Consider the following 22,652-nt stretch of genomic DNA (forward strand, 5'->3'; position numbering starts at 1 on the left):
TCTTTCATGTAAATCCAGTTCTGTGTGGGCCATGTCCGGTCTCCTTGCTTTTCAGCAAGATAGAGAGTGTGTCGCAACGCAGATTAGAATGTGCCCCACTACAAGTGTGGCCACCGATAACCAGAATTATGTAAAATACAGGACAGTCATCTAAGGCCAAGGGGCGCACCCGTCGATGCGCCCCGACTGTAGCTTATAGCGTATCCGGCTGCATCACTGTCATCACGCGCACGTCTACGTCAGGCAGCGCGTCGATCAAGGGCTGCGCCGATTGCTCAAGGATCGGGAAGGTACCGTAATGGCACGGGATCAGGGTCTTGAAGTCAAAGAACCGCTTCGCCGCATAGGCCGCGCCTGCCATATCCATCGTGTAATGACCGCCCGCGCAGAGAATGCCCACGTCCGGTTTGTAGCGGTCTGCGATGATGTCCATCTCCATCGTCACGTCCGTATCGCCCGAGAAATAGATCGTGTGACCCTCGGCCTTGATGACAAAACCGGCCTCGCCGCCCGCGTAGATCACATCCCCGTCGCCAAAATCGACCGAAGAAGAGTGCACCGCCGTCACCAAGCTCACCGCCACGTCGCCGATCTGCACGGTGCCGCCTTTGCCGAAACCGACCGCTTCGGCACCCTGTTTCGACAGCCATTTCGACAGTTCGTGAATGCAATAGATCGGCACGCCTGCCTCTTTTGCGATGGTGATCGCGTTTCCGGCGTGGTCGCCGTGTCCGTGGGACAGCAAAATCGCGGTGACGCCTTTTGTAGCGTCCGCCCATCGTTCTTCGGGAAAGCTGGGATTGCCCGTCAGCCACGGGTCAATCAGCAGAACCTCACCGCCGGTCTCTAACCGGAACCCCGAATGACCAAGCCAGGTAATTTCCATATCAAACTCCTTTGCAACCACTGGGGCAGAGCTTAGGGCAGTTCTGGGAATTTGCGCGGAAAATCTTGGGGGCAAAGCGCGGATTGCGCCCTGCCCCTGAACACGTGGCCCTTAGATTAGCCGGTACTGTGCCGCCTTGTTGCGCAAGAAGGGCAGACCCTTGGACATGACCTCTTCGTGGTCTTTGGCGACGGGGCGCCAGACCGCCAGACCAAAACCGATCTCGGGCGGCATATTGATAAAGCTTTCCATCGCTAGACCGCCGGTAAAGCCGATGGCCTTGAGGGTTGCAAAGATCTCGTCCCAGTCGCAGCAGCCTTCACCCGGCGTGCCGCGGTCGCTTTCCGAAAGGTGGATGTAACGCAGGTAATCACGGGCATCCAGAATGCCGTTTGCAGCGCCTTTTTCCTCGATGTTCATGTGGTAGGTATCAAGGTGGATGAAGATATTGTCCGAGCCCACACGCTCGATCATATCCCGCGCTTGCCAGCCGGTGTTTATCAGATGGTTTTCATAGCGGTTCACGGGTTCGATTCCAAACAACAGGCCCACCGATTTGGCATAGGCCGAGGCCTTGTCCAGCACATGAGCGATGTTGTCGTATTCCCCTTGGGTCGGGTAATCCCCCGTGCGCTGACCGATGCCGCCAAAGGTCACGCCCGACAGCGCCTCGGCCCCGCAGGCTTTGGTCTTGTCGATGGCCACCTTCAGGTAATCGATCGCCCCTTCAGGGTTGACCGAGGCCCAGACCTCTTCCGGTAGCCCAAGCGAGCAGACCGCCCGCAAGCCGGATTTGTCCAGCAGGCCCGCTGTGTGGGCGGTGTCGATCTGGGTGGGTTGCAGCATGGGGATTTCAATGAAATCCACCCCGTAATGCGATGCCCCCGCCACGGCCCGCTCGGCCCCTTCGCGGTCCCAGTTCATCGTCCACATACTGGTGTGTACGCCAAAGCCTTCCATTCAATTGTCCTTTCGAAAAAACAGTTTGCCGAGCAGACGCAGCTGATCTGAGCGCAGTACCATGACGGCGATCAGGAACAGGCCCCAGACAGCAGTTGCCAAATGTTGGTTCGCGCCGATCAGGTTCAGCCCCGAGGACAGCACCTGCAAAATCACCAGCGCAATGATGACGGGAAAGACGCGGCCATGACCGCCAAAGGGATCAATCCCCCCAAGGAAGCAGGCCAGCACGGTGATCAGCAGCATCGCCTCGCCGTGACCCACGCGGACCGAGTTAAAGCGCGCCGCCATCAGAATCCCCGCGATGGCACAGAGCAGACCCGAAAGCGCGTAGATCAGGACAAGCGTGCGTTTCGCGTTCAGCCCCGCGTATTCGGTCGCCTTCAAATTCGAGCCGGTCATATAGACCGAGAACCCGTGCGGTGTGCGCCGCAGCAGAACGTGCCAACCAAAGGCGATCACCGCGAAAAGGATCAGCGGCACCGGCACGCCCGCCACGGTTCCATGTCCCAGCACCCGCATATACTCGGGAAAGCCGGAGATATCGCCGCCGCGGGTCAGGAACTCGCCCAAGCCGCGCAGAAAGATCATCATCGCCAGCGAAACAAGGATCGGATGCGCGCCCACATAGGCGATCACCGCACCCATAATCGCCCCAGCGATCACGCCGACGATCACCGCCAGAGCGCCGCCCAGAAGGAACGCGCCTATCCCTGCCTCGGCGCCGCCGAATTGCATTAGCGTCCAGGCCAGCGTCAGCCCGCAGATGTTCGCCGTATAGACAATCGCCAGATTAAGCCCGCCCGAGATGATCGGTGCCAGCATCGCCAGCGTCAGTAGCCCCAAAAGCGGCATCTGAAACCCCATCGATCCCAGATTTGCGCCCGTTAGAAAACGGGGCGAGGCCAGTGAAAAGGCCATCACCAGTACGGCAAGCATCAGCAAAAGGCCAGTATTCTCGCCTGCGGGGCCGGATTTCAGCCGCGCCATATGTTTGGTCAAAGCGGTCATTGGCGGGTCTCCGTCTTGCGCAGGATCTGGCTGAGATCGATGTTCGAGGTCGAGATCGCGATCAGGATCGCCGCGCCGATGATCATCTGGAACGCAAAGGGCGAGACCCCCAGCAGATTCAGCCCGTTCTGGGTGATCGCCACAAACATCACCCCCAGCACGCAGCCCAAGATGGTGCCCTTGCCGCCGCCCAATCGCGCGCCGCCCAAGACCACAGCGGCCAGCACGTCCAGCTCGCGCCCGTAAAGGGCGTTGGGGACGACTTCCTTGACGATATTCACCTGACACAGGCCCGCGATGCCCGCCATCAGCCCCATCCAGCCAAAGGCGACCCCTTGCATGACAGCGATGTTCACCCCTGCCCTACGCGCCCCTTCGGGGTTGTCGCCAAAGGCGTACAGCTGACGGCCGATGTTGGTGCGCCGGATCAGCGCCCATGTCGCCACCACGCAAGCGATCATCACCGCGACTGACAGAGTCAGTTCGGACCAGACGCCTTGGGCGTTCTCATGTTCAAAGATGAAAATCCGCGCGGTCCACCAATCGGGCAGGCTGTAGATGTTGCGCCCACCGGAAAAGAACATCAGCAGGCCGAAGAACGCGTTGAACGTGGCAATCGTCACGACGATCGAGATGATGCGGAACCCGTGGATCAGCCAAGCATTCAGAAGACCCAGCAGAATGCCAAGGCAGCCGCAGAACAGGAACCCAAGCACCCAATTGCCGCCACCGATCCCCATCAGCATCTTGGCCGCCACATATTGCACAACCGAAGAGGCCACCGCGAACGAGATATCAATGCCTCCGGCGATCAGCACCACCAGCAGGCCCACGGCCCAGATGAGGTTCACGGCGCTGTTGTTCAGCAGGCTGGTGGCATTGGGCAAGGTGGCAAATTGGGGCGCGGCAATGCTGAGACCGACACAGATCAGCGCCAGCACCACGGCCAATCGGGCCTCAATTCGGTAAGAGGACAGAAGATCACGCATAAATCCGCTCCTCCAACTGGGGGACGGTGATGCGGCGCGGGTCGTATTCCTGCACGATCCGGCCATCGGCCATGTGCATGATGCGGTCGGCGTGATGCATGACCTCTGTCACCTCGTCCGAGATCAGCAGGATCGCCAAGCCATCCTCGGCCAGTTGGCGCACGATGCGAAAGATGCCCGCGCGGGCGCCAACATCGACCCCCACCGTGGGGCTGTCCAAGATCAGAAGGCGCGGCGCGGTCGCCAGCCATTTGGCCAGCACAACCTTTTGCTGGTTGCCCCCCGAAAGTGTCGAAATCGCATCCTGCGGCAGACCAATCTTGACGCCCATCTGCTTGATCCAATGGGCCACCAGATCGGCCTTGCGTGTTTCCGAGATCAGCCCCGCCGCCGTGGTCAGCTTGCGCAGGACCGAGATCACCGTGTTATCCGCAATCGACTGCTTTTGCAGCAGCCCCAGCGACAGCCGGTCTTCCGACACATAGGCCATCCCCTGTTCAATAGCCGCCCGCGCCGAGGTCGGGCGATAGGTGGCGCCGTTCAGGGTCATCTGGCCACTGTCGGCGCGGCGCATCCCCATCATCACATGGGCCAGTTCCGTGCGCCCTGCCCCGATCAAGCCGGTCAGGCCCACGACCTCGCCCGCTTTGATTGTCAGGTTGATGTCACTGAATTCCCCGTGGCGCGACAGGCCCTTCGCCTGAAACGCGACAGGCGCATCGGGCAGGTCACGGGCCGAGACCTGATTTTCGATCAGATGGCCAGTCATCAACTCGCCCAATCGGGCCTGCGTCATGCCTTGGGTCGGATAGACGCCCACCAGATTGCCATCGCGAACCACGGTCACACGTTCGGCGATCTCAAGAACTTCGGCCAGACGGTGGCTGACAAAGACAATCGCCACCCCTTCGGCGGAAAGTTTGCGGACGATGTCCAGCAGCCGGTCGGTCTCTGACTGGGTCAGCGAGGCCGTGGGTTCGTCCATGAAAATCAAGCGCGCATCGTTCATCAATGCGCGGGCAATCGCCACCACCTGCCGCTGCGCGATGGGCAGGCTGTGCAAGGGCGCGGCAAGGTCCATGCGGACACCCAGACGGTCCAGGACCTCGGCGGCGCGGGCTTTCATCTGCCCATAGCGGACCGAGCGGGGCCGGAGGCCAACCAGATCGTCAAAGGCGATATTCTCGGCAACGGACATATGGGGAAACAGGGCCAAGTCCTGCCAGATCACCGAAACGCCCATCTCGCGGGCCTGTACGGGGGTGATCCGGTCCACAGGTTGGCCGAATAATTCAATCAGATCGGCGCTTTCGGGACGATGCACGCCGGTGACCACCTTGATCAGGGTGGATTTGCCACAGCCGTTCTCGCCGGCCAGACAGTGAACCTCGCCCGCGCGGACCTCAAAGTCCACCGCATTCAGCGCTTGAACACCGCCGAACGCCTTTGACACCTTGTGAAGGCGCAACGCGAAACGCTCTGCCGGAGCAGTTGTCATAACATACCTCTGGGGAAACTAGGGTGGCGGGCGCGGCCACTCACACACACGCCCGCCGGGGAGCGGAGAACTTACAGGCCTTTTTCGGCCAGCTCGTCCACCGTGTCCTTGTTGATTTCAAGCAGGTTGTTGGTGATGATGTCGTGCCCCGCCGCATCGGGATGGACCACACCCAGACCCGGGATATCGGCGCCATCTTCCACCGTCTCACCATTGGCCAGCATGTTGCCAAGGGTCACGAAGACCTCGCCCGCTTGTGCAGGGTTCCACATGTAACCACCCGTCAGCACGCCCGAATGGATCATCTGGCGGCCCTGACCGGGCGAGAACGGACCCATCACGTGGATTTCGCCGGTCTTACGGCGCTCTTCCACGGCGCGACCAGCACCGATGGGGCCTTGGCTGCCGAAGGCCAGAAAGCCCTTAAGGTCAGGGTTCGCGGCGATCAGGTCCAGCGCGGTCGAGCGGCTGTCATCCACGTTTTCCGCCACACCGTAGCGGTCGCCGACGATCTCAAGATCAGGCCTGTTTGCGGCCATCCACGCAATTGCCGCATCAGCCCAAGCGTTGTGCAGCGGCACTGTGAGCGAGCCCACATAGACCGCGTATTTGCCGCCATCAGGCACCTTCTGCGACAGTAGTTCGGCATGGGCCTCGCCAAAGCCGTCAGCCGAGGCCAGCTCAAAGTTCCAGTCCACATTCTCAAGGCCCGGCCCTTCGTGGGAAATCACCACGATGCCCGCATCACGGGCCTTCTTCAGGACCGGCTCTAGCGCCGCCTCATCGTTGGGAACCACGCCGATCACGTCCACGCCCTTGGCGATCAGATCCTCGATCGCCTGAACCTGCAACGCAGGGTCGGCGGAAACGGGGCCGATCATCTCGGCGGTGACGCCCAGTTCATCAGCGCGGCGTTTGATGCCGTCTTCCATGGCGTTGAACCACGGAATGCCGCCGATTTTCACAACAATGCCCATGCTTGTCTCGGCCATAGCGGTCGATGCAAAACCCACAGTCAGTGCCAACGCGCTGACCAGCCCGGTGAATTTCTTCATTTTATCCTCCCTTCGCGCGGTTGCCCCGCACGATCGCAAAAGCTGCACATAAAATTGCACAACCGATTGTGCTACTGCGGCTAAAAAAACCACGACCTCTCCTCTGACGTCGCGGTAGCTAGCTGACTGCTTTTGCACAATCGATGTTGCAAAGCATCATGGCTTTCGTGCATCCTGTCAACCACATCTTGAAAAATGTCCCCGAGGGCCCGCTGTTCATGTCGAACAAACAAAAAGAAACGATCTACGACATCGCCCAAAAAGCAGGGGCATCGGCCTCGACCGTCAGCGCGGCCTTGAACGGCACATGGAAGAAACGCCGGATTTCCGAGAAAACTGCGCAAAGGATCATCCAGATCGCCCGCGAACAAGGCTATACCACCAACAATCAGGCCCGCGCCTTGCGTACGTCGCGCTCTGGTCTGGTGGCGCTCTTGGTGCCGGAATATAACCGCTTCTTCTCGAATATCGCGCAGACCTTTTCGCAGGAAGTGCGGGCGCGGAACCTGTGTCCGGTCATCATCTCGACCGAGCGCGACCCCAAAGAAGAGCGCCACATCGTCGAGGATCTGAGCAATTGGCAGATCGATTCGATTTTCTTCGTGGGGTCCGTCTCGCCCGAGGATCTCAGCCGCCAGTGCAAGGACGCGCAAATCCCCCATGTCTTCGTGGACCAACCGTGCGCACTGGCCCCTTCGGTGGTGACAGACAACCGTGCGGGCGCCCTGATGCTGACCCAGCAGATACTGGCCTCGATGCCTGCGGCCACCGGCGATCCGCTACGGGATCGGGTGTATTTTCTGGGAGGCGACCGCCGCCTGCCCTCGACCTACAACCGGATCGAAGGATTTTCCGAGGCGATACGCGCCGTTACGGGGTCCGTCGCGCCAGACCAGATCATCGCCAAGACCTATGCCAAAGACGCCGCCACGCAGGCTATTGCCGATCTTTACGGCCAGCTTGGGGGCTTGCCACGGGGCCTATTCATCAACTCGGATTCCGTCTTTGAAGGGGCGATGCACTTTATCGCGACCCTGCCAGAGGACGAATTGCAGACCTGCGCCTTTGGCTGTTTCGACTACGAGCCCTTTGGCCAGTTGTTGCGCTTTCCGGTCCATATGATCCGCCAACGCCATAAAAAACTGGTCCAGCGGGCGTTCTGGCATCTGGAACACACAACCACGCCGGTTCTGGAACAGATCGAGCCAGAGCTTTACCGCGCCAAGACCTGAAGCGATTAAGCGACCAAGCGACGCCATTCATAGGGTGCAAGTCCGGCCTGAGGCGTGCCGGTCAGGTTGGCCTGAAAGCGGCAGTCCCCCACGACCAGCGTGGCCAGCCCGTCGTGAAGGCGCGCCTCATGCACCGGCTGTCCTGCGCAAGCCGCCAAAGCCGCGATTGCCTGCGTGATCGGCCCTTCCAACCCGCGCGGACCATAGAGGGCAGCAGGTGTCCAGACAGTGATCCCTGCCCCCGCCAAGGCCGTCGCCAGCCCGATCACATAAGCCGCACCGAACAAGGCGCGATGACGGGGGTCATCGTCGCTCATACACATGCGCTGGCCATCAGGGTTCGGAATGGTCCGCGTCCCATAGGGGTTCTGCCGCATGGCAATCGTCGCAGGTCCGATCCGGTAGTCACGATCCTTGATAATCGCACGGGCCGAGCGGGTGATATGGAGGATCGTCTGCAGGGTCTCCATCACGCTTAGATCATCGGCAGCGTGGATGATCGGGCAAAGCCCGTGCGCGACAAAGGCAAGATGCTCTAGCGGCGGGCGCTTGCGGTTCAGTTCGGGGAAAAAGCTGACCATACCGCCGCCCCGTGTCACATCGGGAAAAGCCTTTGCCGCTGCGATGTGGATGTCTTCCAGCGGAGGGCACTCGGGCCAATCGGACCCCGGCGGTGTGGACTGCCGATCGACCGAGGGGCAGACCAGAACGCTATCGGGCCGGAACCCTGCCGCATCACATTCGTGCCGTAGGCGGGTCAGTTCCGCCTCTGGCGGATCATCAAAGGCGCAGATCAGTTCCGCATCATAAGTAGGGTCAGGCAGGGCCTGTTGTAGCGTTCCAAAGGCGTCAATCTGCGCTTGTGTCTCGCCCAAGGCCCCGTCGATGTGACAAAGCAATCGCTGGGGCGCGACCTTGGCAATATCTGTTGGCGTTTTTGCCAGTCGCCGCGCATCCTCTGGGGTCAGGACAATCGCGGTTTCGGGGAAGGTAAGACCTTCGGGCAGGTCGGCGGCCTGCGTGGCAGGCGCAGTTTCAACAGGTTGCCACGTCAGATGCACCGCCTGCGAAAACACCACCCCCGCGTCCAGATGGAACGGCCAAGGCAGCGCCAAAGGGCGGTTGTAGGTCTTGTAGGAGGCATCGCCCCACTGGCGCTGGTCCTCCATCTCAAACGTGTCGCCCTGCATGGCGCAACGCACCCTCAGCCCGCCATGATCATGGGTCAGAGAGGTGATGTTCATGAAAGGTTGCCACGGGTCGATTTCCACGGGGAAAATCGCGCTTTCATCGGCCTCATCCCCATGGCCGACCACCACCGGACTGCCCGCCAAATGGGCCGGATGCAGGATGGTAAAGCCGGTGCGGTTGGTCTCGAACCGCTGATCAGGTGCGCCAGAAGCGCTGACCCGCAGGCCCTGATCGTCGGCCATAATCTCTAGATCAATCGCCAGCGTGGCTCCGCCACTGGTGTAGACCGCCCTAGCCGATAGCCGGAAATCCCCGTCATGATGGCGCGAGATTTCGGTGAACTCTGGCACCAAGGTGCCCCAATCGCGGTCGCGCACCAGAAAGGAGATCGCCCGCAGCATCTCGGTCCCGCCTTTGCAGATGTGCCGCAGGGCACCGTCTTGCAGGGTGAAGCTCAGATCCCCTAAAGTGATCTGCTCCGCCTGCGGCGGGCGATGGGCGGTGCCGTAAAGGGTGACCGGATCGCTCATAGGCTGGCCAGTTCAACCGTGCGGTGTTCGCGGGCGGACAGATACGCTGCCTCGACCAAGGCGAAGGTTTGCAGGTTGTCCGCGCCGCTGGTTTCGGGCTGTTCGCCGCGGGCGATGCAATCCACGAAGTGCTGCTGGATGATCTGCACGCTTTCCTGAATGTTGTGCCAAGGCCGCTCGGCCCACGGCAGCACGGGGGGCGAGACATCGCGGACGCGCTCCTCTCCGTCCACCTGAACGGTCAGCCGATAGCCCGCGTCCAGCCGCAAGGTGCCTTTGTCCCCGTCGATTTCCAAAAGGCTTTCGGGGAAGGTCTCAGGCACGCGCCGCGTCGCATAAGAGCAATCCACGACCGAGGTCACTCCGCCCCCGTGTTCCAGCAACATGGTGGCCACATCCTCGCCCTTGATGGCGGGGTTGATGCGGCGGGTGGTGGCAGTGATACGGGTGGCATCGCCGAACAAGGCCCGCGCAATGTCCAGAATGTGGATGCCAAGGTCTTCGATAATGAACCGCTCGCCCTCGGCCAGATAGGGCTGGCCTGAGAATACATCATAGCCCGACCGGAACGAAATCCGCCCGAAGAACGGCGTGCCGATGGCCCCGCTGCGGACCTCATCAATCGCGGCGCGGATGGCCGATTGCCAGCGGAAATTCTCATGCACCATCAGGGTTTTGCCCGTGGCTGCGACAGCATTCACCATGGCGCGGGCATCACTGAGGTTCAGGGCAAAGGGCTTTTGGCAGATGACATGGACGTTGTGCTTTGCGGCCAGTTCCACCAAAGGCCGGTGCGACGACACCGTTGTCGCGATATCCACCACGTCGAAGCCCCCGTCAGCCATCATCGCTGCGGCATCGGTATAGGTGCGGGCACCGCTGCATAGCTTGCCGGCCACCGCCAGCCGCGCGGGATCGCGGTCACAGAGGGCAACAACCTCGGCCCCTTTGATCCCCTTCCAGCCATGCAGCTGGTTCATCGCGAAAAATCCGCACCCGATTACGGCGATTTTCATGGGCTGGCTCCTACTGTCCAAGGGCGGCTTGCTGCTGCAAGGCCACGCGGGCCTGCACCCGCTGCTGTGCCTGATCGATCACCACTGCGGCGATGATGACAAGCCCCTTGATCACGGTCTGCCAGAAGGACGACACGCCCATCATCACCAGACCATCGGACAGAACCCCGATCACAAAGGCGCCGATGATGGTGCCCCCGATCTTGCCGCGTCCGCCCGCCATTGAGGTCCCCCCCAGCACCGCCGCCGCGATGGCGTTCAGTTCAAACGTGTCGCCCGTTGCAGGATGGGCCGCCACCAACTGGGACGAGATGATGATCCCCACCAGCGCCCCGCAGAACCCTGAGAACATGTAGACAAAGTATTTGACCTGCGTGACCTTGACCCCCGACAGGCCCGCCGCACGCTCGTTCCCGCCGACGGCGTAGATGAACCGTCCCAAGGGGGTGCGCATGGCGATATACGCGGCCAGCACACCAACCGCGACCAGCATCCAGATCGAGACCGGAATCCCCAGAACATCCCCCGCGCCGATCCAGCGGAAACTGTCCGAGCCGTATTCGGGATTGCCGTTCAGGTTCGGAAAGGTGCGCCCGTCCGACGACAGCATCGCCGCGCCCCGCGCCACATAAAGCGTCCCCAGCGTTGCGATAAAGGGCGCGACGTTCAGCTTGGTGATCAGAAAAGCGTTGATTGCGCCGATAAAGATGCCGACGACAATCACCATCAGGCAAATCTCTAGGGTGTTGAACTGGATGGACCACCCCAGCCCCAGATCGATCCCGTGCAGCACCAGATAGCCCGCGACCATGCCGCAGAGCCCGACGATGGACCCGACAGACAGGTCAATCCCGCCTGAGATGATCACAAAGGTCATCCCGATTGCCAGAAAGGCGTTCAGCGCCACGTGTTTTGACATGATCACTAGGTTCGCCGCCGACAGAAAGTTCGGGGCGAAGATGGTGAAAAAGACCGTCACAAGGATCAATGCGATGAATGTCCGCGCCTTGAGCAGCAGCAAAAGCGCGTTCGAGTTGCCCGAAGGGACGGTCGATACTGTGTTGGCCGTCATAGAACCTGTTCCTTGTTTGCCTGAATGGCCTGTGCGTGTGAAACCGAATGCCCGACCGCCGAAGCAGCGATCAGTGCGGTTTCCGTGGCCGTGCCTTTAGTGAATTCGCCAGTGACCTTGCCATTCGACATGACGATGATCCGGTCCGAGAGGCCCATGACCTCTTCCAGATCCGAGGTCACAAAGATGATGCCTAGCCCCTCGGCGGCCAGTTGGCGCATGACGCGGAACACCTCGGCCTTGGCGCCGATGTCGATGCCGCGGCTTGGCTCATCCATCAGCAGCACTTTGGGTTTGGTCATCAGCGCCTTGCCGATCACCACCTTCTGCTGGTTGCCCCCCGACAGGGACGACACTGCATTCTCGGCCGAGGCGATCTTGATCATCAATTGGCGCACATAATCGCCAACGGTCTTCTTTTCCCGCACCACGTCCAGATGACCGGCGGTGGCCAGACGGTCCAAAGACGACAACGTCATATTCTCGCGGATCGACAGGATTTGGACCAAGCCGTCCTGCTTGCGGTCTTCGGGGATGATTGCCAGCCCCATGCGGATGCGGTCCGACACATGGGGCGATTTGGCGGGTTTTCCATCCACGTAGAAGGTGCCCCGTGCGTGGGGATAACGGCCCATGGCGGTTTCCACAAACTCGGTCCGGCCCGCGCCCATCAGACCGTAAATGCCCAGAATTTCACCGGCTTGCAGCGAAAGTGAGACCCCTTCTACGGAATAGCCGCCCGATGTGTTGGGCAGATAGACATCCTCGGCGCGGAAGACCTCGGCCCCGAAGGGATGATCAATCGTCTTGGGGAAATCCTTGCTGGCATCGCCGATCATGTTCAGCACGATCCACGGAATATCCACCCCCTGCATGGACCGCGCGCCAGTGATCACCCCGTCCCGCAGAACGGTGATGTAATCGCCCACGCGGATCAGCTCCTCTAGCCGGTGGCTGATGTAGACAATGCCCACACCATCGCGTTTCAACTCATCAATCACGCGGAAGAGGATCTCTACCTCAGCGGCAGACAGGGCCGAGGTCGGCTCGTCCAAAATCAGGATACGGGCGTTCTGGGCCAGCGATTTGGCAATCTCGACGATCTGCTGCTGTCCGACCTTCAGATCACCGACCAGCGTGTCGGGATCAATGTCATGCTCCAGCCGCCGCATCAGGGCGCGGGTTTCCTCGCGCTGCTTGACGCGGTCAATATCCACGCCGAAACGGGTCTTTTCGCGGTTGATAAAGATGTTGTCGGCCACCGACATATTGGGAAAGAGGTTCAATTCCTGAAACACGATCCCGATGCCGTGGCGCACCGCATCCTCGGTCGAGGTCAGCTGCACCTCTTGATCGTCGATGTAGATCGTACCCGAGGTCAGCTGCTCCACCCCCGCGATGACCTTCATCATGGTGGATTTGCCCGCACCGTTTTCGCCCACCAGCACGTTCACAGCCCCCATCCGCAGATCGAAATCCGCGTTCTTCAGGGCCACCGTGCCGGGGTACACCTTGGTGCCGCCACGGATTTTCAGACCGATGGGATGGGTCATTGCACCTGCACCACGGTTGGCACCAGTTCAATCTTGTCGCCCGCGTTTTTCAGGGCATAGACCCCTTCGAAGGTCACGCTGCGGCCCACCAGATCACTTTCGGGCAAGGCAACGCCAGCATTGGCCAGATCGTTCAACGCACGGGCCAGCTTGGCAAATTCGATCTGGTCGCGGAAATCGGTAAAGATCAGGAAGGGCATCGCGTCCCGCAGCGCCGTGCCACGGATCACCGGCCCCAGTTGCACGGTCAAATCCGCCGCCCCGTCACCGTTCATATCCACCATCAGTTTCGCGGCGCGGCTTTCGGTATTGGCCTCGGTGATCGTGCCGGTGCCTTTGACAGCAAAGTTCCACGAGTTTGCCTCGCCCTTGGGACGCAGCCCGTGGGCCTGCCCGGCACCGTCCAGCCCGTCAGACGCCAGCTTGGCCTGAAGGTCGTCAAAGGGCACGGCATGCTGCGCCACGGTCGGCAGCACTTTCTCGGCCCAAATCGAGGACGCATAGGCCGCCATACGCGCCTCGTCCGTCATCTCGACCGCCTGAGCGTTCGATGCTTCGGGGTCTGGCGTTTTGACGATCTTGCAACCCGCCAGCGGCAACACCGCGCACGACAGGATCGCCAGCGGCATGAAAATCTCGCGCATTCTGAATCCTTGAAATCTGGAAAATAGCGGGCGCGGATGGGAGCCACGCGCCCGCTCCGGAACGATCAGCCCTCCAGGGCGAAGGTTTCCAGCTTGGCGGCGTTGTCGCCGTTGATCAGCACGCAATCCATCAGCTGCTTTTCGTCGTGACCGGTGCTGCCGGTGCTCAGGTACTGGTCGGCTTGCTCAACCGCCCACTGGGCCTGACGATAGGCCGGTTGCAGAACCGTCGCCTTGATGCCGCCTGCCAGAATGGAGTCGCGCACGTCGTTCGAGCCATCAAAGCCCACGACGATCACATCGGTCCGGCCCGCCGCCTCAAGCGCGGCCCACGCGCCCATCGCCATAGTGTCGTTGCCACAGATCACGCCCTTGATATCGGGGTTGGCCTGAAGGATGGTCTCCATCTTCTCATAGCCTTCGGTCTGCGACCAGTTCGCCGACTGCTGCGCGACCATGACCATATCGGGATACTGGTCAATGATATCGTGATACCCCGACGAGCGGATGCCCGCGTTGGTGTCCGCCTCACGGCCCACCAGTTCCACGTAGTTGCCCGCCTCGCCCATCAGCATGACGAACTCTTCCGCGCCAAGCTGCGCGCCCTGATAGTTGTTCGAAACGATCTGGCTGACGGCGATGCCGGATTCCTTGATTTCGCGGTCGATCAGGAAGGACGGGATACCCGCATCCTTGGCCCGCTGAACAGCCGCCACGGTGGCATCCGCGCCAGCGTTGTCCAGAACGATGGCATTTGCACCCCGCGCGATGGCGGTGTCGAACAGTTCGGACTGTTTGTTCGGGTCATCGTCATGGACCATCACAAGGGTCTCATACCCCAGTTCGATCGCCCGCTTTTCCGCACCAACGGCTTCGGCTTTGAAGAACGGGTTGTCATGGCTGGGGGTGATGATGGCGATCAAGCCCTTTTCCGCAGCAAACGCAGGACGGACCGCAGGCAACACAGCAGCTACAGCCACGCCAGACATAAAATGGCGTCGGTTCAAATTCATATCTCTCCTCCAATGGCCAACTTCACACGGAATGGGTGTGTCCTCCTGTGGCCAAGGCTGAGGGTGGGGGATAATCATCACTCTGTCAACTGGTATAATGACTATTTGTGTTAGTCGCCTCGGCAGGCCCGTTTGCGCAGCCGTAGCCACAGAGCGAACCTTGCCGCTACCCTTATTCTACGAAGGTTTAGACAAGTTTTGGCCGGAGTGCCGCCCACACCCAATGCCCTCAGCATCACGCCACTGATCAGAAAAATCCTTTCCGCACGATCCTTTGCGGCACACCTATACGGCGATTTCCCGTCACGCCCCATCATCAGCCCCGAGTCATCGCCAAAGAAAAAGCTGGCCGCAGAGATGTCGACCAGCTTGAAACCCGAGCGGTTTTTCGGCGGCGAAAGGCGGCAGCCTACCACATCTGCACAAGCGACCCGTAAGGCCGCCTTCCCGCAAAATTTGACAGAACCGCGATCCTGACGTCAGATCGTCCCTTCCGACGCCTTCTTCATCTCTTCCGAGAACTGGCGACGCAGACGGCGGCGCACTTCGGCGGCGTTATGGCGCTTTTGCTCCAGCTCGGTCAGAACCTGCAAATCCGGCACTTCGGAAGGTTTGCCCGCATCATCCACCGCCACCATGGTAAAATAGCAAGAGTTGGTGTGACGTGATTTGCCGCTACGGATGTCTTCGGCTTCAACACGGATACCGATCTCCATCGAGGTGCGGCCCGCATAGTTCACACTGGCGCGGAATGTCACCAGCTCGCCCACGTTAATCGGTTCTTTAAAGGTCACCTGATCCACAGATAGCGTGACTGCATAGCGATGGGAAAACCGTGACGCGCAGGAAAAGGCCACCCGATCCAGCAGGTTCAACAAGGCACCCCCATGCACTTTGCCAGAAAAGTTGGCCATGTCAGGGGTCATCAGAACGGTCATTTCAAGCTTGCGTGCGTCCATTGGTCTTTCCGGTAGGATCTGGGGCGGATCAGTTATGTTGCGGTTGCAAAACCATATTCGCCAAGGATTTGGCAGGGGCCATGAGCGCAAGCAAAGATCGCGGCATCTTTTGCCTCAAATCCGTGTCTGCGCCGCAACTTTAGGCGCGATGGGCCAAGGCATACGTTCTTCAAAGCGATCCTCGGCAAAGCCAATCCGATCAATTCTCGCGAAGCAAAAGCAGCGGTCAGCGGCCTTCTGTTAATTTACAAATGAACCATCTAGGGGACGGAAAGACGTTGCTCAAATAATGTTAAGGATTCACTGTGTGAATCCAGTGGGGTAGCACCGGTCCATAAGCAGTTGGTCCCCTACAAAGTTCAAGACCAGGAACTGGCCTTCGTGCAACACGGCGCTGAGGCAGCGCGGTTCGCTATCAATCTGGTTTGACCCCGAGATGTCGTGGTATGCGCCGCCGACAGGCAAGCGGGGGTATCAACCCGAGTTTAGCGACGCAGGGATCCAGAGTTGTTTGACGATAAAGGGACTGTTCGGCATACCCTTGAGGCAAACAACAGGCTTCGTAGAAAGCCTGCTGCGTTTGGCTCGGCTTGACTGGAAAATTCCCGACTTCAGCACTCTGTGCCGCCGTCAGAAGACACTGAACGTTGCCATCCCTTATCGTGGCGGGTCGGGGCCGCTCCATCTGTTGATTGATGCGACGGGGATCATGGCCGAAGGTAAAGGCGAATGGAATGCGCACAAGCATGGCGGCCCAAAGAAGCGCCTGTGGCGCAAGCTTCACCTCGGTATGGACGAGGAAACACTGCAGATCCGCGCAGTCGGGGTCACCACAAGCAATGTCGGCGATGCCCCGATGCTGCCTGACCTGTTGGAGCAAATCCCAGCTGATCAAGATATCGCCACGGCCCCTGCCGATGGGGCCCATGACACGCCCAGATGCCACAATGTTATTGCCGCTCGAGGAGCCGCTGCCATCATCCCTCCGCGCAAGAATGCCCGACTTTGGAAGCCAACCACGGCGAGCGCCGTGGCGAGAAACAAGGCCGTAAGGGCCTGCAAGGACCTTGGCCGGGTGCTCAGGAGAAAATGGACTGGATATCACCGCCGCAGCCGCGCAGAAACGAAGATGAACTGCGCCAAACTTCTTTGCCAAGGCCCCATGGCCCGAGACTTCGACCGGCTGGTGGCCGAACTCCAAGTCCGTATCACGGTGCTCAACCGCTACACAGATCTTGGCATACCTGTCACTGAGCCCATAGGATAAGTCCACCTGGGAAAGTGGAAACTCGGCGTTCAGCCGATTTGTGCAACAGAGCCAGCTAACCGCCCCGCCGCCCCTGACAGCAAAGGCGCGCCCTCTGGCTTTCATCTTGGCATAAATACCTACTGCACGCCCCGCCCCACAGGGCATGGGGCCGAACAGGCAGCAAAGCTCCCGGAAAACCGAAGGCCTATCAAACCCCCGCCAGTCTGCTAGGCTTGATCCAGCTGCACTTGGCTCATGAAGAGAGGGCGTGATGGATCTGCTGGAACAACTCGGACTTTCGGTGCCTTTGGTGCAGGCTCCCATGGCCGGTGTCGCAACACCGGAACTGGCGGCAGCGGTCAGCAATGCGGGGGCTCTGGGCTCTTTGGGGGTCGGCGCAACCAATGCAGAGGGCGCGCAAAAGATGATCAAGGCTCTGCAAGCCGCCACATCCGCCTCCTTCAACGTGAATGTGTTTGTTCACAAGGACCCGACCCCTGATCCACAGATCGCCGCCCGCTGGTGCGCCGCCCTCGCGCCCGAGTTCGCACGCTTCAACGCTGCCCCGCCTCAGGCGCTGCAAGTGATCTACAAGAGCTTTGCCAATGATGACGCGATGCTGCGCACCCTCGTACAGATGGCTCCGCCTGTGGTCAGTTTTCATTTCGGACTGCCAGACCCCCAGCGGATCGCCGCACTGAAACAGGTGGGCTGCTTGCTCTTTGCCAGCGCCACCAATCTGCCTGAGGCCCAAGCCGCCCAAAACGCAGGGATCGATGCCATTGTCGCCCAAGGGCATGAGGCGGGGGGTCATCGGGGGATCTTTGACCCCGCGGGACCAGATGAGCGCCTAAGCACCGAACAGCTGACCCGACTGCTGACCGCCAACATCAGCCGCCCCGTGATTGCGGCGGGCGGGATCATGGATGGCAAGGACATCCGCGCGGCTCTTGGCTGGGGCGCGGCGGCAGCGCAAATGGGAACCGCCTTTGTCGCCTGCCCCGAAAGCGCCGCAGATGCCGCCTACCGCACCGCCCTATCTGCCGCCTCAAGCAGCGCCAATCAGGGCGGCACTGTCATGACCCCCGCGATTTCCGGCCGACCGGCCCGCTGTCTGGCCAACCGCTTTACCGCATGGGCCGCAGATCAAACCATTCCTATCCCCGCCTACCCCACCGCCTATGACGCGGGCAAAGCCCTGAACGCCGTCGCCAAAGCCTGCGGCGAGCATGGGTACGGCGCTCAGTGGGCAGGGACAGGGGCAGCACGCGCCCGCCCGATGGCGGCAGCGGCTTTGGTACAAACGCTGGCAAGGGAACTGGCGGCAACGGCGGCATGAACCGACCGATACCAAACTATACCTTCGCGCAAAAAAGGCTGTCTTGGGCGCAAATTTTTGCAATTCAAGACCAACCAATCGGTCGGTTTAGCCGCTAACGGAATCGGATTCGGCGCGCTTAACATGAAAGTTACCCTACCTTATTGTATGGGGTTCCCGCTGTTAGTCGGTATCTTAGGGTGAAAGCTTACGAAAATGTCACATTTGTCACGCAGCCAAAGGTTGAAAGTCTATTCTTTAGCTAAAATGAGCTAAATGGACAGCACCGCACGCGGGAAAAGTCCAGTATCTCATGTTTTCAACAGCTTAAGACGAGTCTTCTGCCGCTGCATGCAAAGGGCATCTCCTGCTGCCGACCTCTGAATTTCCCTGAAAAGTTGATCACCTTTGTGGGTGTCGGTTTTCTGACGCAAAAACACAGCCTTTTGCGCATTTCCCACACTTCAGAACACGTTACCGAAATGACGTTTTTGTCGATCTTAAGAACATCGCACACACGCTTTTGCATGCTTGTACGTTAACTCGGACGGTTCCTCGTGGTGCTCAACAAAATGCTTGAAGGAAAAGTTATGTCTAAGACACTCTACGTCGCCGCTGCTCTCGCACTCGGAGCGGCACCGGCTTTCGCTAACAGCGTAACCTACTCCAGCCAAGAGGGCGTCAACAGTCTGTACCTGCAGCTTCAGGGCACGGGCAACAGCGTCGGTTCAGAAGCGCCTGCGAATTCCAGCGCGGCCCAGACCACCGGCACCTGGCAAAGCGAAAAATCCAAGGGTTTTGGCAACACCACCATGGATGGTCGCCCTGTGACTGACCTGCGCTATTTCGCCTATACCAATGTCACTTGGGCGCAAACCGCAACCAGCAGCTATCCGACGGATTACAGCGCGGCCAAGCAGGTGGGTGACAACAACCGTGTAAATGCGATCCAGCATGGCAACCGCAACGCGCTGAACTTCTCTCAGGGTTCGGACACGGTCTTTGAAGAGACCATTTCGCGTGCTGCAATCGACTCGGATCGCGTTATGGATTTCAAACACGGGCAGGCAGATGATATCTCGCTGGGTCGTGATCTGGCAGCCGAAGCTGCATACGACCGCCAGTTCGGCTTTACCCAGACCTTCAGCCGCGGTGCGGTCACTACGGCCACCGGCAACCTGCTGGACGTTGACCAGTACGGGGATGACAACGGCGCTGTGATCAACCAGCTTGGCGATTACAACGTGGCCGACCTGTACCAGAGCGGTGGAAACAACCAAGCTGACGTCCTACAGGCTGGCGATAGCAGCTATCTGGAAGCCAACCAGATCGGTGTCGGCAACGGCATGCTGGTTCGTCAGTACTCGACCAACACCGCGATGCTGAACCAGTGGGGTAACGATAACTTTATGGAAGTCTATCAGGGCGACGTGAACGGCACCACGGCCAACGCCAGCAGCGTAGAAGTAACCACTGATGGTAACGAAAACACCATACACATCACCCAGAACGGTGACTTCGGCGGCAACTCGATCATTGTAAATCAGAATGGTGACGGCAACGAAGTGTTCTCGACCCAGTCGGGCCGCAACAGCGGGATCACTCTGCTTCAGGACGGCAGCAACAACATGTTTAACGCGGTTCAGACCTCGAACATGCGTCAGGTTGCAGTGGCCATGTATGGCACCGGCGGCAACGTCTACCTGACCCAGCGCTAATTATACCCCGACTGCGTCGGCCTCACCTCCCCTTAACTTGGCGCAGCCTCGGGTCTCCGGAGACGGGCAAGCTTAACGGCTTGCCCGTTTTTCGACTCTGGCATGCCACATGCAAAGACCTACCGAATACTGGGGCTGGCGGATGCTGCGCTACCACATCGGGTACGCAGCTATCCTTAGTATATATTGGACCGCAAAATTGCAAAGACTATCATGCCTAAACGGAAGGGGCCGCCCTTCCTCCATACGAATGGAGATGCCGGAATGAAACGTTTGCTCTGCCTAGCCATTCTGGCGTTTCCCTTTAGCGCCCAAGCCTCTGATTTACGGTTTAATTTCGACCTTCCGGCCTTTGGCGGCAACGGGATGAACAATTCCTATTACATGACCTTGCTGGAAAGCCAGAAACAGACCTTTGAAGAGGAAGAGCCCGAGCAGACCCAATTGGAGCGTTTCCGCGAGGATCTGGAGCGGCGTTTGCTGACCACTCTAGCGTCAGACATCACGCAAAAGATATTTGGTAGCGATGCAACGCCGGGCGGCAGCTTTGAGATTGGTGATCTCAGCGTCAACTACACCACGGATTCAAACGGGGATGTGATTATCACACTCAATGACGGAAATTCGACCACCGAGATCGTCGTGCCGGAGTTGACGGATGCATCTTAGGGCCATCGCGGCGCTTCTCAGCGGAACCATCGCCCTTGGCGGATGCGCGGGCGTTTATCACGACGCGCAAATGACCAAGACCCAGACCGGCGGGGAAACCGTGGCGGCGCAATCGGCCAATTATACACCGCTGAAAAGCTTTCCCAAGCGAGGGCAAAAGACCAGCATCGCCGTCTATGACTTTCCCGATTTGACGGGGCAGATGGCCAAGAACGACAGTTATTCGGAGCTTAGCAAGACGGTCTCGCAAGGGGCGGATGCCTATGTGGTTGCGGCTTTGCGTGAGGTCGGCGGCGGTAGCTGGTTCCGCGTGGTCGAGCGCCGCTTTCTAGAGCCTGTCCTGCAAGAGCGCCGGCTGGTCACCGGCCAGTTCACCGAAGACGCGCAACGCGCCCACACCCAAGCCGAACGGGGCCGCATCAAGGCGGAAACCGATGCAGTAGATCAGGACGTGGAAAAGCTGCGCAGCGATGTTTATCGCGATTACGGCGTCGGGGGCGGTCAGCCCGCGCAGCAGAACCTGCCGCCTATTGAACAGACACTAGACAATCTGGACCGCTACCGCGCCCGCCGGATCTCGGAGATCGGGAAAGAGGTACCGTTCTCGGCCTTTGTTCTGGGCAAGCCGATGGATGACATCATCCCTGCGGATTACCTGATCACTGGGGCCATCGTGTCTTACGATCACGACGTGATCAACGGCGGCGGCGGCCTTCGCGTGGCCAATATCGGCGTCAAGGAACGCATCCGGCGCGACATCATCACGGTAAACCTGCGGCTGGTGAAGGTCAGCACTTCAGAAATCGTCGCGGAAGAGACCGTGACCCAAGCGGTCGAAAGCCGGTTGGCCCAAGGCAGCACCATGACCTACGTGACGCTGGACAGAATTCTTGAGGCAGAGGCCGGCACTGCCATCAATGAGCCCAAATCCTTTGCGCTGGACGCCGCCCTGCGTCAGGCGCTGAGTTCCGTCTTGCGACAATGGACGGGACAGAGTTGACCGGCGATCCTCCCGCAACGGTCAACCCAAATGCAAAGGCCGCGAACCCACAGGGTGCCGCGGCCTTTGTATGTTCAGGAACAGGGTTAAAGCAGGCGACGGGTTGGAAACAGGCTCCAGCCTGTGCGGGCGGCAATCCAGCCCCAGATGCCGCGCTTGTCCATCAGCATGACGCCGATGGCGATGGCCCCCATCAACATCAGATACCATGTGCCCCAATCCGCTGCGACTTGCCGCAGGGCAAAGAACAGGATGGTTCCGATGATCGGCCCCTCAATCGTGCCAAGCCCGCCGATCACCACGATGAACAGCACAAACGCGGTCCAGTCGTTCACACTGAAGGCGGCATCAGGGGTAATCCGCAGCTTTTGCAGGAACAAAAAGCCCCCCGCCAGCGCGGTAAAGCCTGCCGTTAGCACATAGACCGAAAACTTGAGACGGCGGGTGTTCACGCCAATGGTCTCGGCCGCCAGTTCGCTGTCACGGATGGCGGTCATCGCCAGACCCCAGCGGGATTTCAGGATGCCCCAGACCAGCAGGACAGACGCAGTGCCGATGGCGAAGGCGATGTAATACATGACCATCTCTCGCTCGGCCCGCCCTTCGGCAAGGGATCGGGCGATGTCCACGGGCAACGAAATCCCCGATCCGCCCCCAAGGGCCGAGACCTGCGCGACCCCCAGCCGATAGACCTCGGCGATAACCCATGTGCCGATAGCGAAGTAGGCCCCGTTCAGGCGAAAGGCCAGCCAGCCGGTTGGAATGGCAATGATGGCCGTACCAAAGGCGCTAAGGATCAGGGCTGGTACAACGCCGATCCCGCCAAAGATCGCCAAGGCAAAGAACAGATAGCCGCCAAGCCCCACAAATGCCTGTTGGCCGACGCTGACAAGGCCGGTGTAGCCCGCCAGCAGGTTCCACATTTGCGCCAGAGCCAGATAGCTGAGGGCCTCCATCAAGAGGCGCAGCTCGGCACGGCCTGCCCAGAAAGGGGCGCTGGCCAGCACAAGAAGGGCGCCGCCAAGGATCAGCACCGATGCGCCGAATTGCAGGACGGGTTTGCTTTGGGTGTGTGCAATCATGGTCATG

20 protein-coding genes are annotated in these 22,652 nt (G+C 59.9%); 6 read left to right on the top strand and 14 right to left on the bottom strand.

Annotated elements, in window-relative coordinates:
* Nucleotides 1–193 precede the first annotated feature (193 nt).
* From CLV74_RS12255 to CLV74_RS12280, 6 genes are all read right to left on the bottom strand, one after another.
* Entirely contained in the window at nucleotides 194–886 is a 693-nt protein-coding gene (locus tag CLV74_RS12255; RefSeq protein ID WP_106265149.1) for a metal-dependent hydrolase, read from the bottom strand.
* A gap of 111 nt (nucleotides 887–997) precedes the next feature.
* The gene (locus CLV74_RS12260) at nucleotides 998–1,846 is read right to left on the bottom strand and encodes a sugar phosphate isomerase/epimerase family protein (protein WP_106265151.1); all 849 of its coding nucleotides are present in this window, start codon (nucleotides 1,844–1,846) and stop codon (nucleotides 998–1,000) included.
* Nucleotides 1,847–2,857 (bottom strand): ABC transporter permease, encoded by a 1,011-nt coding sequence (locus tag CLV74_RS12265; RefSeq protein ID WP_106265153.1) that lies wholly within the window; start codon nucleotides 2,855–2,857, stop codon nucleotides 1,847–1,849. It abuts the gene before it with no gap.
* A complete protein-coding gene (locus CLV74_RS12270; protein WP_106265156.1) occupies nucleotides 2,854–3,846 on the bottom strand; it encodes an ABC transporter permease in 993 nt (330 codons plus the stop codon). The genes CLV74_RS12265 and CLV74_RS12270 overlap by 4 nt, the downstream gene beginning before the upstream one ends.
* Nucleotides 3,839–5,344: a sugar ABC transporter ATP-binding protein gene (locus tag CLV74_RS12275; RefSeq protein ID WP_106265158.1), complete on the bottom strand. Its 1,506-nt coding sequence runs from the start codon at nucleotides 5,342–5,344 to the stop codon at nucleotides 3,839–3,841. The genes CLV74_RS12270 and CLV74_RS12275 overlap by 8 nt, the downstream gene beginning before the upstream one ends.
* A 71-nt stretch (nucleotides 5,345–5,415) precedes the next feature.
* Nucleotides 5,416–6,399: a substrate-binding domain-containing protein gene (locus CLV74_RS12280; protein ID WP_106265161.1), complete on the bottom strand. Its 984-nt coding sequence runs from the start codon at nucleotides 6,397–6,399 to the stop codon at nucleotides 5,416–5,418.
* A 218-nt stretch (nucleotides 6,400–6,617) separates the two neighbouring features.
* Between CLV74_RS12280 and CLV74_RS12285 the strand changes: the two genes are divergently transcribed.
* The gene (locus tag CLV74_RS12285; protein WP_245888538.1) at nucleotides 6,618–7,631 is read left to right on the top strand and encodes a LacI family DNA-binding transcriptional regulator; all 1,014 of its coding nucleotides are present in this window, start codon (nucleotides 6,618–6,620) and stop codon (nucleotides 7,629–7,631) included.
* Nucleotides 7,632–7,636: 5 nt separating this feature from the next.
* On the opposite strand, the gene CLV74_RS12290 is transcribed toward CLV74_RS12285, so the two are convergent.
* The 7 genes from CLV74_RS12290 to CLV74_RS12320 form a co-directional block, all read right to left on the bottom strand.
* The gene (locus CLV74_RS12290; RefSeq protein WP_106265164.1) at nucleotides 7,637–9,352 is read right to left on the bottom strand and encodes a D-apionate lactonase family protein; all 1,716 of its coding nucleotides are present in this window, start codon (nucleotides 9,350–9,352) and stop codon (nucleotides 7,637–7,639) included.
* Nucleotides 9,349–10,368, bottom strand: coding sequence for a Gfo/Idh/MocA family protein (locus CLV74_RS12295; RefSeq protein WP_106265166.1), 1,020 nt, complete (start codon nucleotides 10,366–10,368; stop codon nucleotides 9,349–9,351). The genes CLV74_RS12290 and CLV74_RS12295 overlap by 4 nt, the downstream gene beginning before the upstream one ends.
* A gap of 10 nt (nucleotides 10,369–10,378) precedes the next feature.
* Complete coding sequence (locus CLV74_RS12300) at nucleotides 10,379–11,440, bottom strand: ABC transporter permease (RefSeq protein ID WP_106265168.1); 1,062 nt, start codon at nucleotides 11,438–11,440, stop codon at nucleotides 10,379–10,381.
* Nucleotides 11,437–12,993 carry a sugar ABC transporter ATP-binding protein gene (locus CLV74_RS12305; RefSeq protein ID WP_106265170.1) on the bottom strand — a complete coding sequence of 519 codons (1,557 nt, stop codon included), beginning with the start codon at nucleotides 12,991–12,993 and terminating at the stop codon, nucleotides 11,437–11,439. The genes CLV74_RS12300 and CLV74_RS12305 overlap by 4 nt, the downstream gene beginning before the upstream one ends.
* The gene (locus CLV74_RS12310) at nucleotides 12,990–13,637 is read right to left on the bottom strand and encodes a DUF2291 family protein (protein WP_106265172.1); all 648 of its coding nucleotides are present in this window, start codon (nucleotides 13,635–13,637) and stop codon (nucleotides 12,990–12,992) included. The genes CLV74_RS12305 and CLV74_RS12310 overlap by 4 nt, the downstream gene beginning before the upstream one ends.
* Before the next feature lie 65 nt (nucleotides 13,638–13,702).
* On the bottom strand, nucleotides 13,703–14,650 hold the full coding sequence (locus CLV74_RS12315) for a D-ribose ABC transporter substrate-binding protein (RefSeq protein WP_106265174.1): 948 nt from the start codon (nucleotides 14,648–14,650) through the stop codon (nucleotides 13,703–13,705).
* Nucleotides 14,651–15,129: 479 nt separating this feature from the next.
* Nucleotides 15,130–15,609, bottom strand: coding sequence for an acyl-CoA thioesterase (locus tag CLV74_RS12320; protein ID WP_106265177.1), 480 nt, complete (start codon nucleotides 15,607–15,609; stop codon nucleotides 15,130–15,132).
* 334 nt (nucleotides 15,610–15,943) lie between these two features.
* Between CLV74_RS12320 and CLV74_RS12325 the strand changes: the two genes are divergently transcribed.
* The 5 genes from CLV74_RS12325 (at nucleotide 15,944) to CLV74_RS12345 (ending at nucleotide 21,563) form a co-directional block, all read left to right on the top strand.
* Nucleotides 15,944–16,876 (top strand): IS5 family transposase, encoded by a 933-nt coding sequence (locus CLV74_RS12325; protein WP_106265179.1) that lies wholly within the window; start codon nucleotides 15,944–15,946, stop codon nucleotides 16,874–16,876.
* Between the two features lie 253 nt (nucleotides 16,877–17,129).
* Nucleotides 17,130–18,197: an NAD(P)H-dependent flavin oxidoreductase gene (locus CLV74_RS12330; RefSeq protein ID WP_106265181.1), complete on the top strand. Its 1,068-nt coding sequence runs from the start codon at nucleotides 17,130–17,132 to the stop codon at nucleotides 18,195–18,197.
* A gap of 569 nt (nucleotides 18,198–18,766) precedes the next feature.
* On the top strand, nucleotides 18,767–19,894 hold the full coding sequence (locus tag CLV74_RS12335; protein ID WP_106265184.1) for a hypothetical protein: 1,128 nt from the start codon (nucleotides 18,767–18,769) through the stop codon (nucleotides 19,892–19,894).
* A gap of 264 nt (nucleotides 19,895–20,158) precedes the next feature.
* On the top strand, nucleotides 20,159–20,563 hold the full coding sequence (locus CLV74_RS12340; protein ID WP_170108037.1) for a curli assembly protein CsgF: 405 nt from the start codon (nucleotides 20,159–20,161) through the stop codon (nucleotides 20,561–20,563).
* Nucleotides 20,553–21,563: a CsgG/HfaB family protein gene (locus tag CLV74_RS12345; protein WP_106265189.1), complete on the top strand. Its 1,011-nt coding sequence runs from the start codon at nucleotides 20,553–20,555 to the stop codon at nucleotides 21,561–21,563. The genes CLV74_RS12340 and CLV74_RS12345 overlap by 11 nt, the downstream gene beginning before the upstream one ends.
* 86 nt (nucleotides 21,564–21,649) lie before the next feature.
* On the opposite strand, the gene CLV74_RS12350 is transcribed toward CLV74_RS12345, so the two are convergent.
* On the bottom strand, nucleotides 21,650–22,651 hold the full coding sequence (locus CLV74_RS12350) for a branched-chain amino acid ABC transporter permease (RefSeq protein ID WP_106265191.1): 1,002 nt from the start codon (nucleotides 22,649–22,651) through the stop codon (nucleotides 21,650–21,652).
* Between the last annotated feature and the right edge of the window lies 1 nt (nucleotide 22,652).

Source organism: Donghicola tyrosinivorans (assembly GCF_003003355.1).
GTDB lineage: Bacteria > Pseudomonadota > Alphaproteobacteria > Rhodobacterales > Rhodobacteraceae > Donghicola > Donghicola tyrosinivorans.

Coding starts and splice junctions, on each gene's coding strand:
- CLV74_RS12255 (WP_106265149.1), bottom strand. CDS start 886: ATGGAAATTACCTGGCTTGGTCATTCGGGGTTCCGGTTAGAGACCGGC.
- CLV74_RS12260 (WP_106265151.1), bottom strand. CDS start 1,846: ATGGAAGGCTTTGGCGTACACACCAGTATGTGGACGATGAACTGGGAC.
- CLV74_RS12265 (WP_106265153.1), bottom strand. CDS start 2,857: ATGACCGCTTTGACCAAACATATGGCGCGGCTGAAATCCGGCCCCGCA.
- CLV74_RS12270 (WP_106265156.1), bottom strand. CDS start 3,846: ATGCGTGATCTTCTGTCCTCTTACCGAATTGAGGCCCGATTGGCCGTG.
- CLV74_RS12275 (WP_106265158.1), bottom strand. CDS start 5,344: ATGACAACTGCTCCGGCAGAGCGTTTCGCGTTGCGCCTTCACAAGGTG.
- CLV74_RS12280 (WP_106265161.1), bottom strand. CDS start 6,399: ATGAAGAAATTCACCGGGCTGGTCAGCGCGTTGGCACTGACTGTGGGT.
- CLV74_RS12285 (WP_245888538.1), top strand. CDS start 6,618: ATGTCGAACAAACAAAAAGAAACGATCTACGACATCGCCCAAAAAGCA.
- CLV74_RS12290 (WP_106265164.1), bottom strand. CDS start 9,352: ATGAGCGATCCGGTCACCCTTTACGGCACCGCCCATCGCCCGCCGCAG.
- CLV74_RS12295 (WP_106265166.1), bottom strand. CDS start 10,368: ATGAAAATCGCCGTAATCGGGTGCGGATTTTTCGCGATGAACCAGCTG.
- CLV74_RS12300 (WP_106265168.1), bottom strand. CDS start 11,440: ATGACGGCCAACACAGTATCGACCGTCCCTTCGGGCAACTCGAACGCG.
- CLV74_RS12305 (WP_106265170.1), bottom strand. CDS start 12,993: ATGACCCATCCCATCGGTCTGAAAATCCGTGGCGGCACCAAGGTGTAC.
- CLV74_RS12310 (WP_106265172.1), bottom strand. CDS start 13,637: ATGCGCGAGATTTTCATGCCGCTGGCGATCCTGTCGTGCGCGGTGTTG.
- CLV74_RS12315 (WP_106265174.1), bottom strand. CDS start 14,650: ATGAATTTGAACCGACGCCATTTTATGTCTGGCGTGGCTGTAGCTGCT.
- CLV74_RS12320 (WP_106265177.1), bottom strand. CDS start 15,609: ATGGACGCACGCAAGCTTGAAATGACCGTTCTGATGACCCCTGACATG.
- CLV74_RS12330 (WP_106265181.1), top strand. CDS start 17,130: ATGGATCTGCTGGAACAACTCGGACTTTCGGTGCCTTTGGTGCAGGCT.
- CLV74_RS12335 (WP_106265184.1), top strand. CDS start 18,767: ATGTCTAAGACACTCTACGTCGCCGCTGCTCTCGCACTCGGAGCGGCA.
- CLV74_RS12340 (WP_170108037.1), top strand. CDS start 20,159: ATGAAACGTTTGCTCTGCCTAGCCATTCTGGCGTTTCCCTTTAGCGCC.
- CLV74_RS12345 (WP_106265189.1), top strand. CDS start 20,553: ATGCATCTTAGGGCCATCGCGGCGCTTCTCAGCGGAACCATCGCCCTT.
- CLV74_RS12350 (WP_106265191.1), bottom strand. CDS start 22,651: ATGACCATGATTGCACACACCCAAAGCAAACCCGTCCTGCAATTCGGC.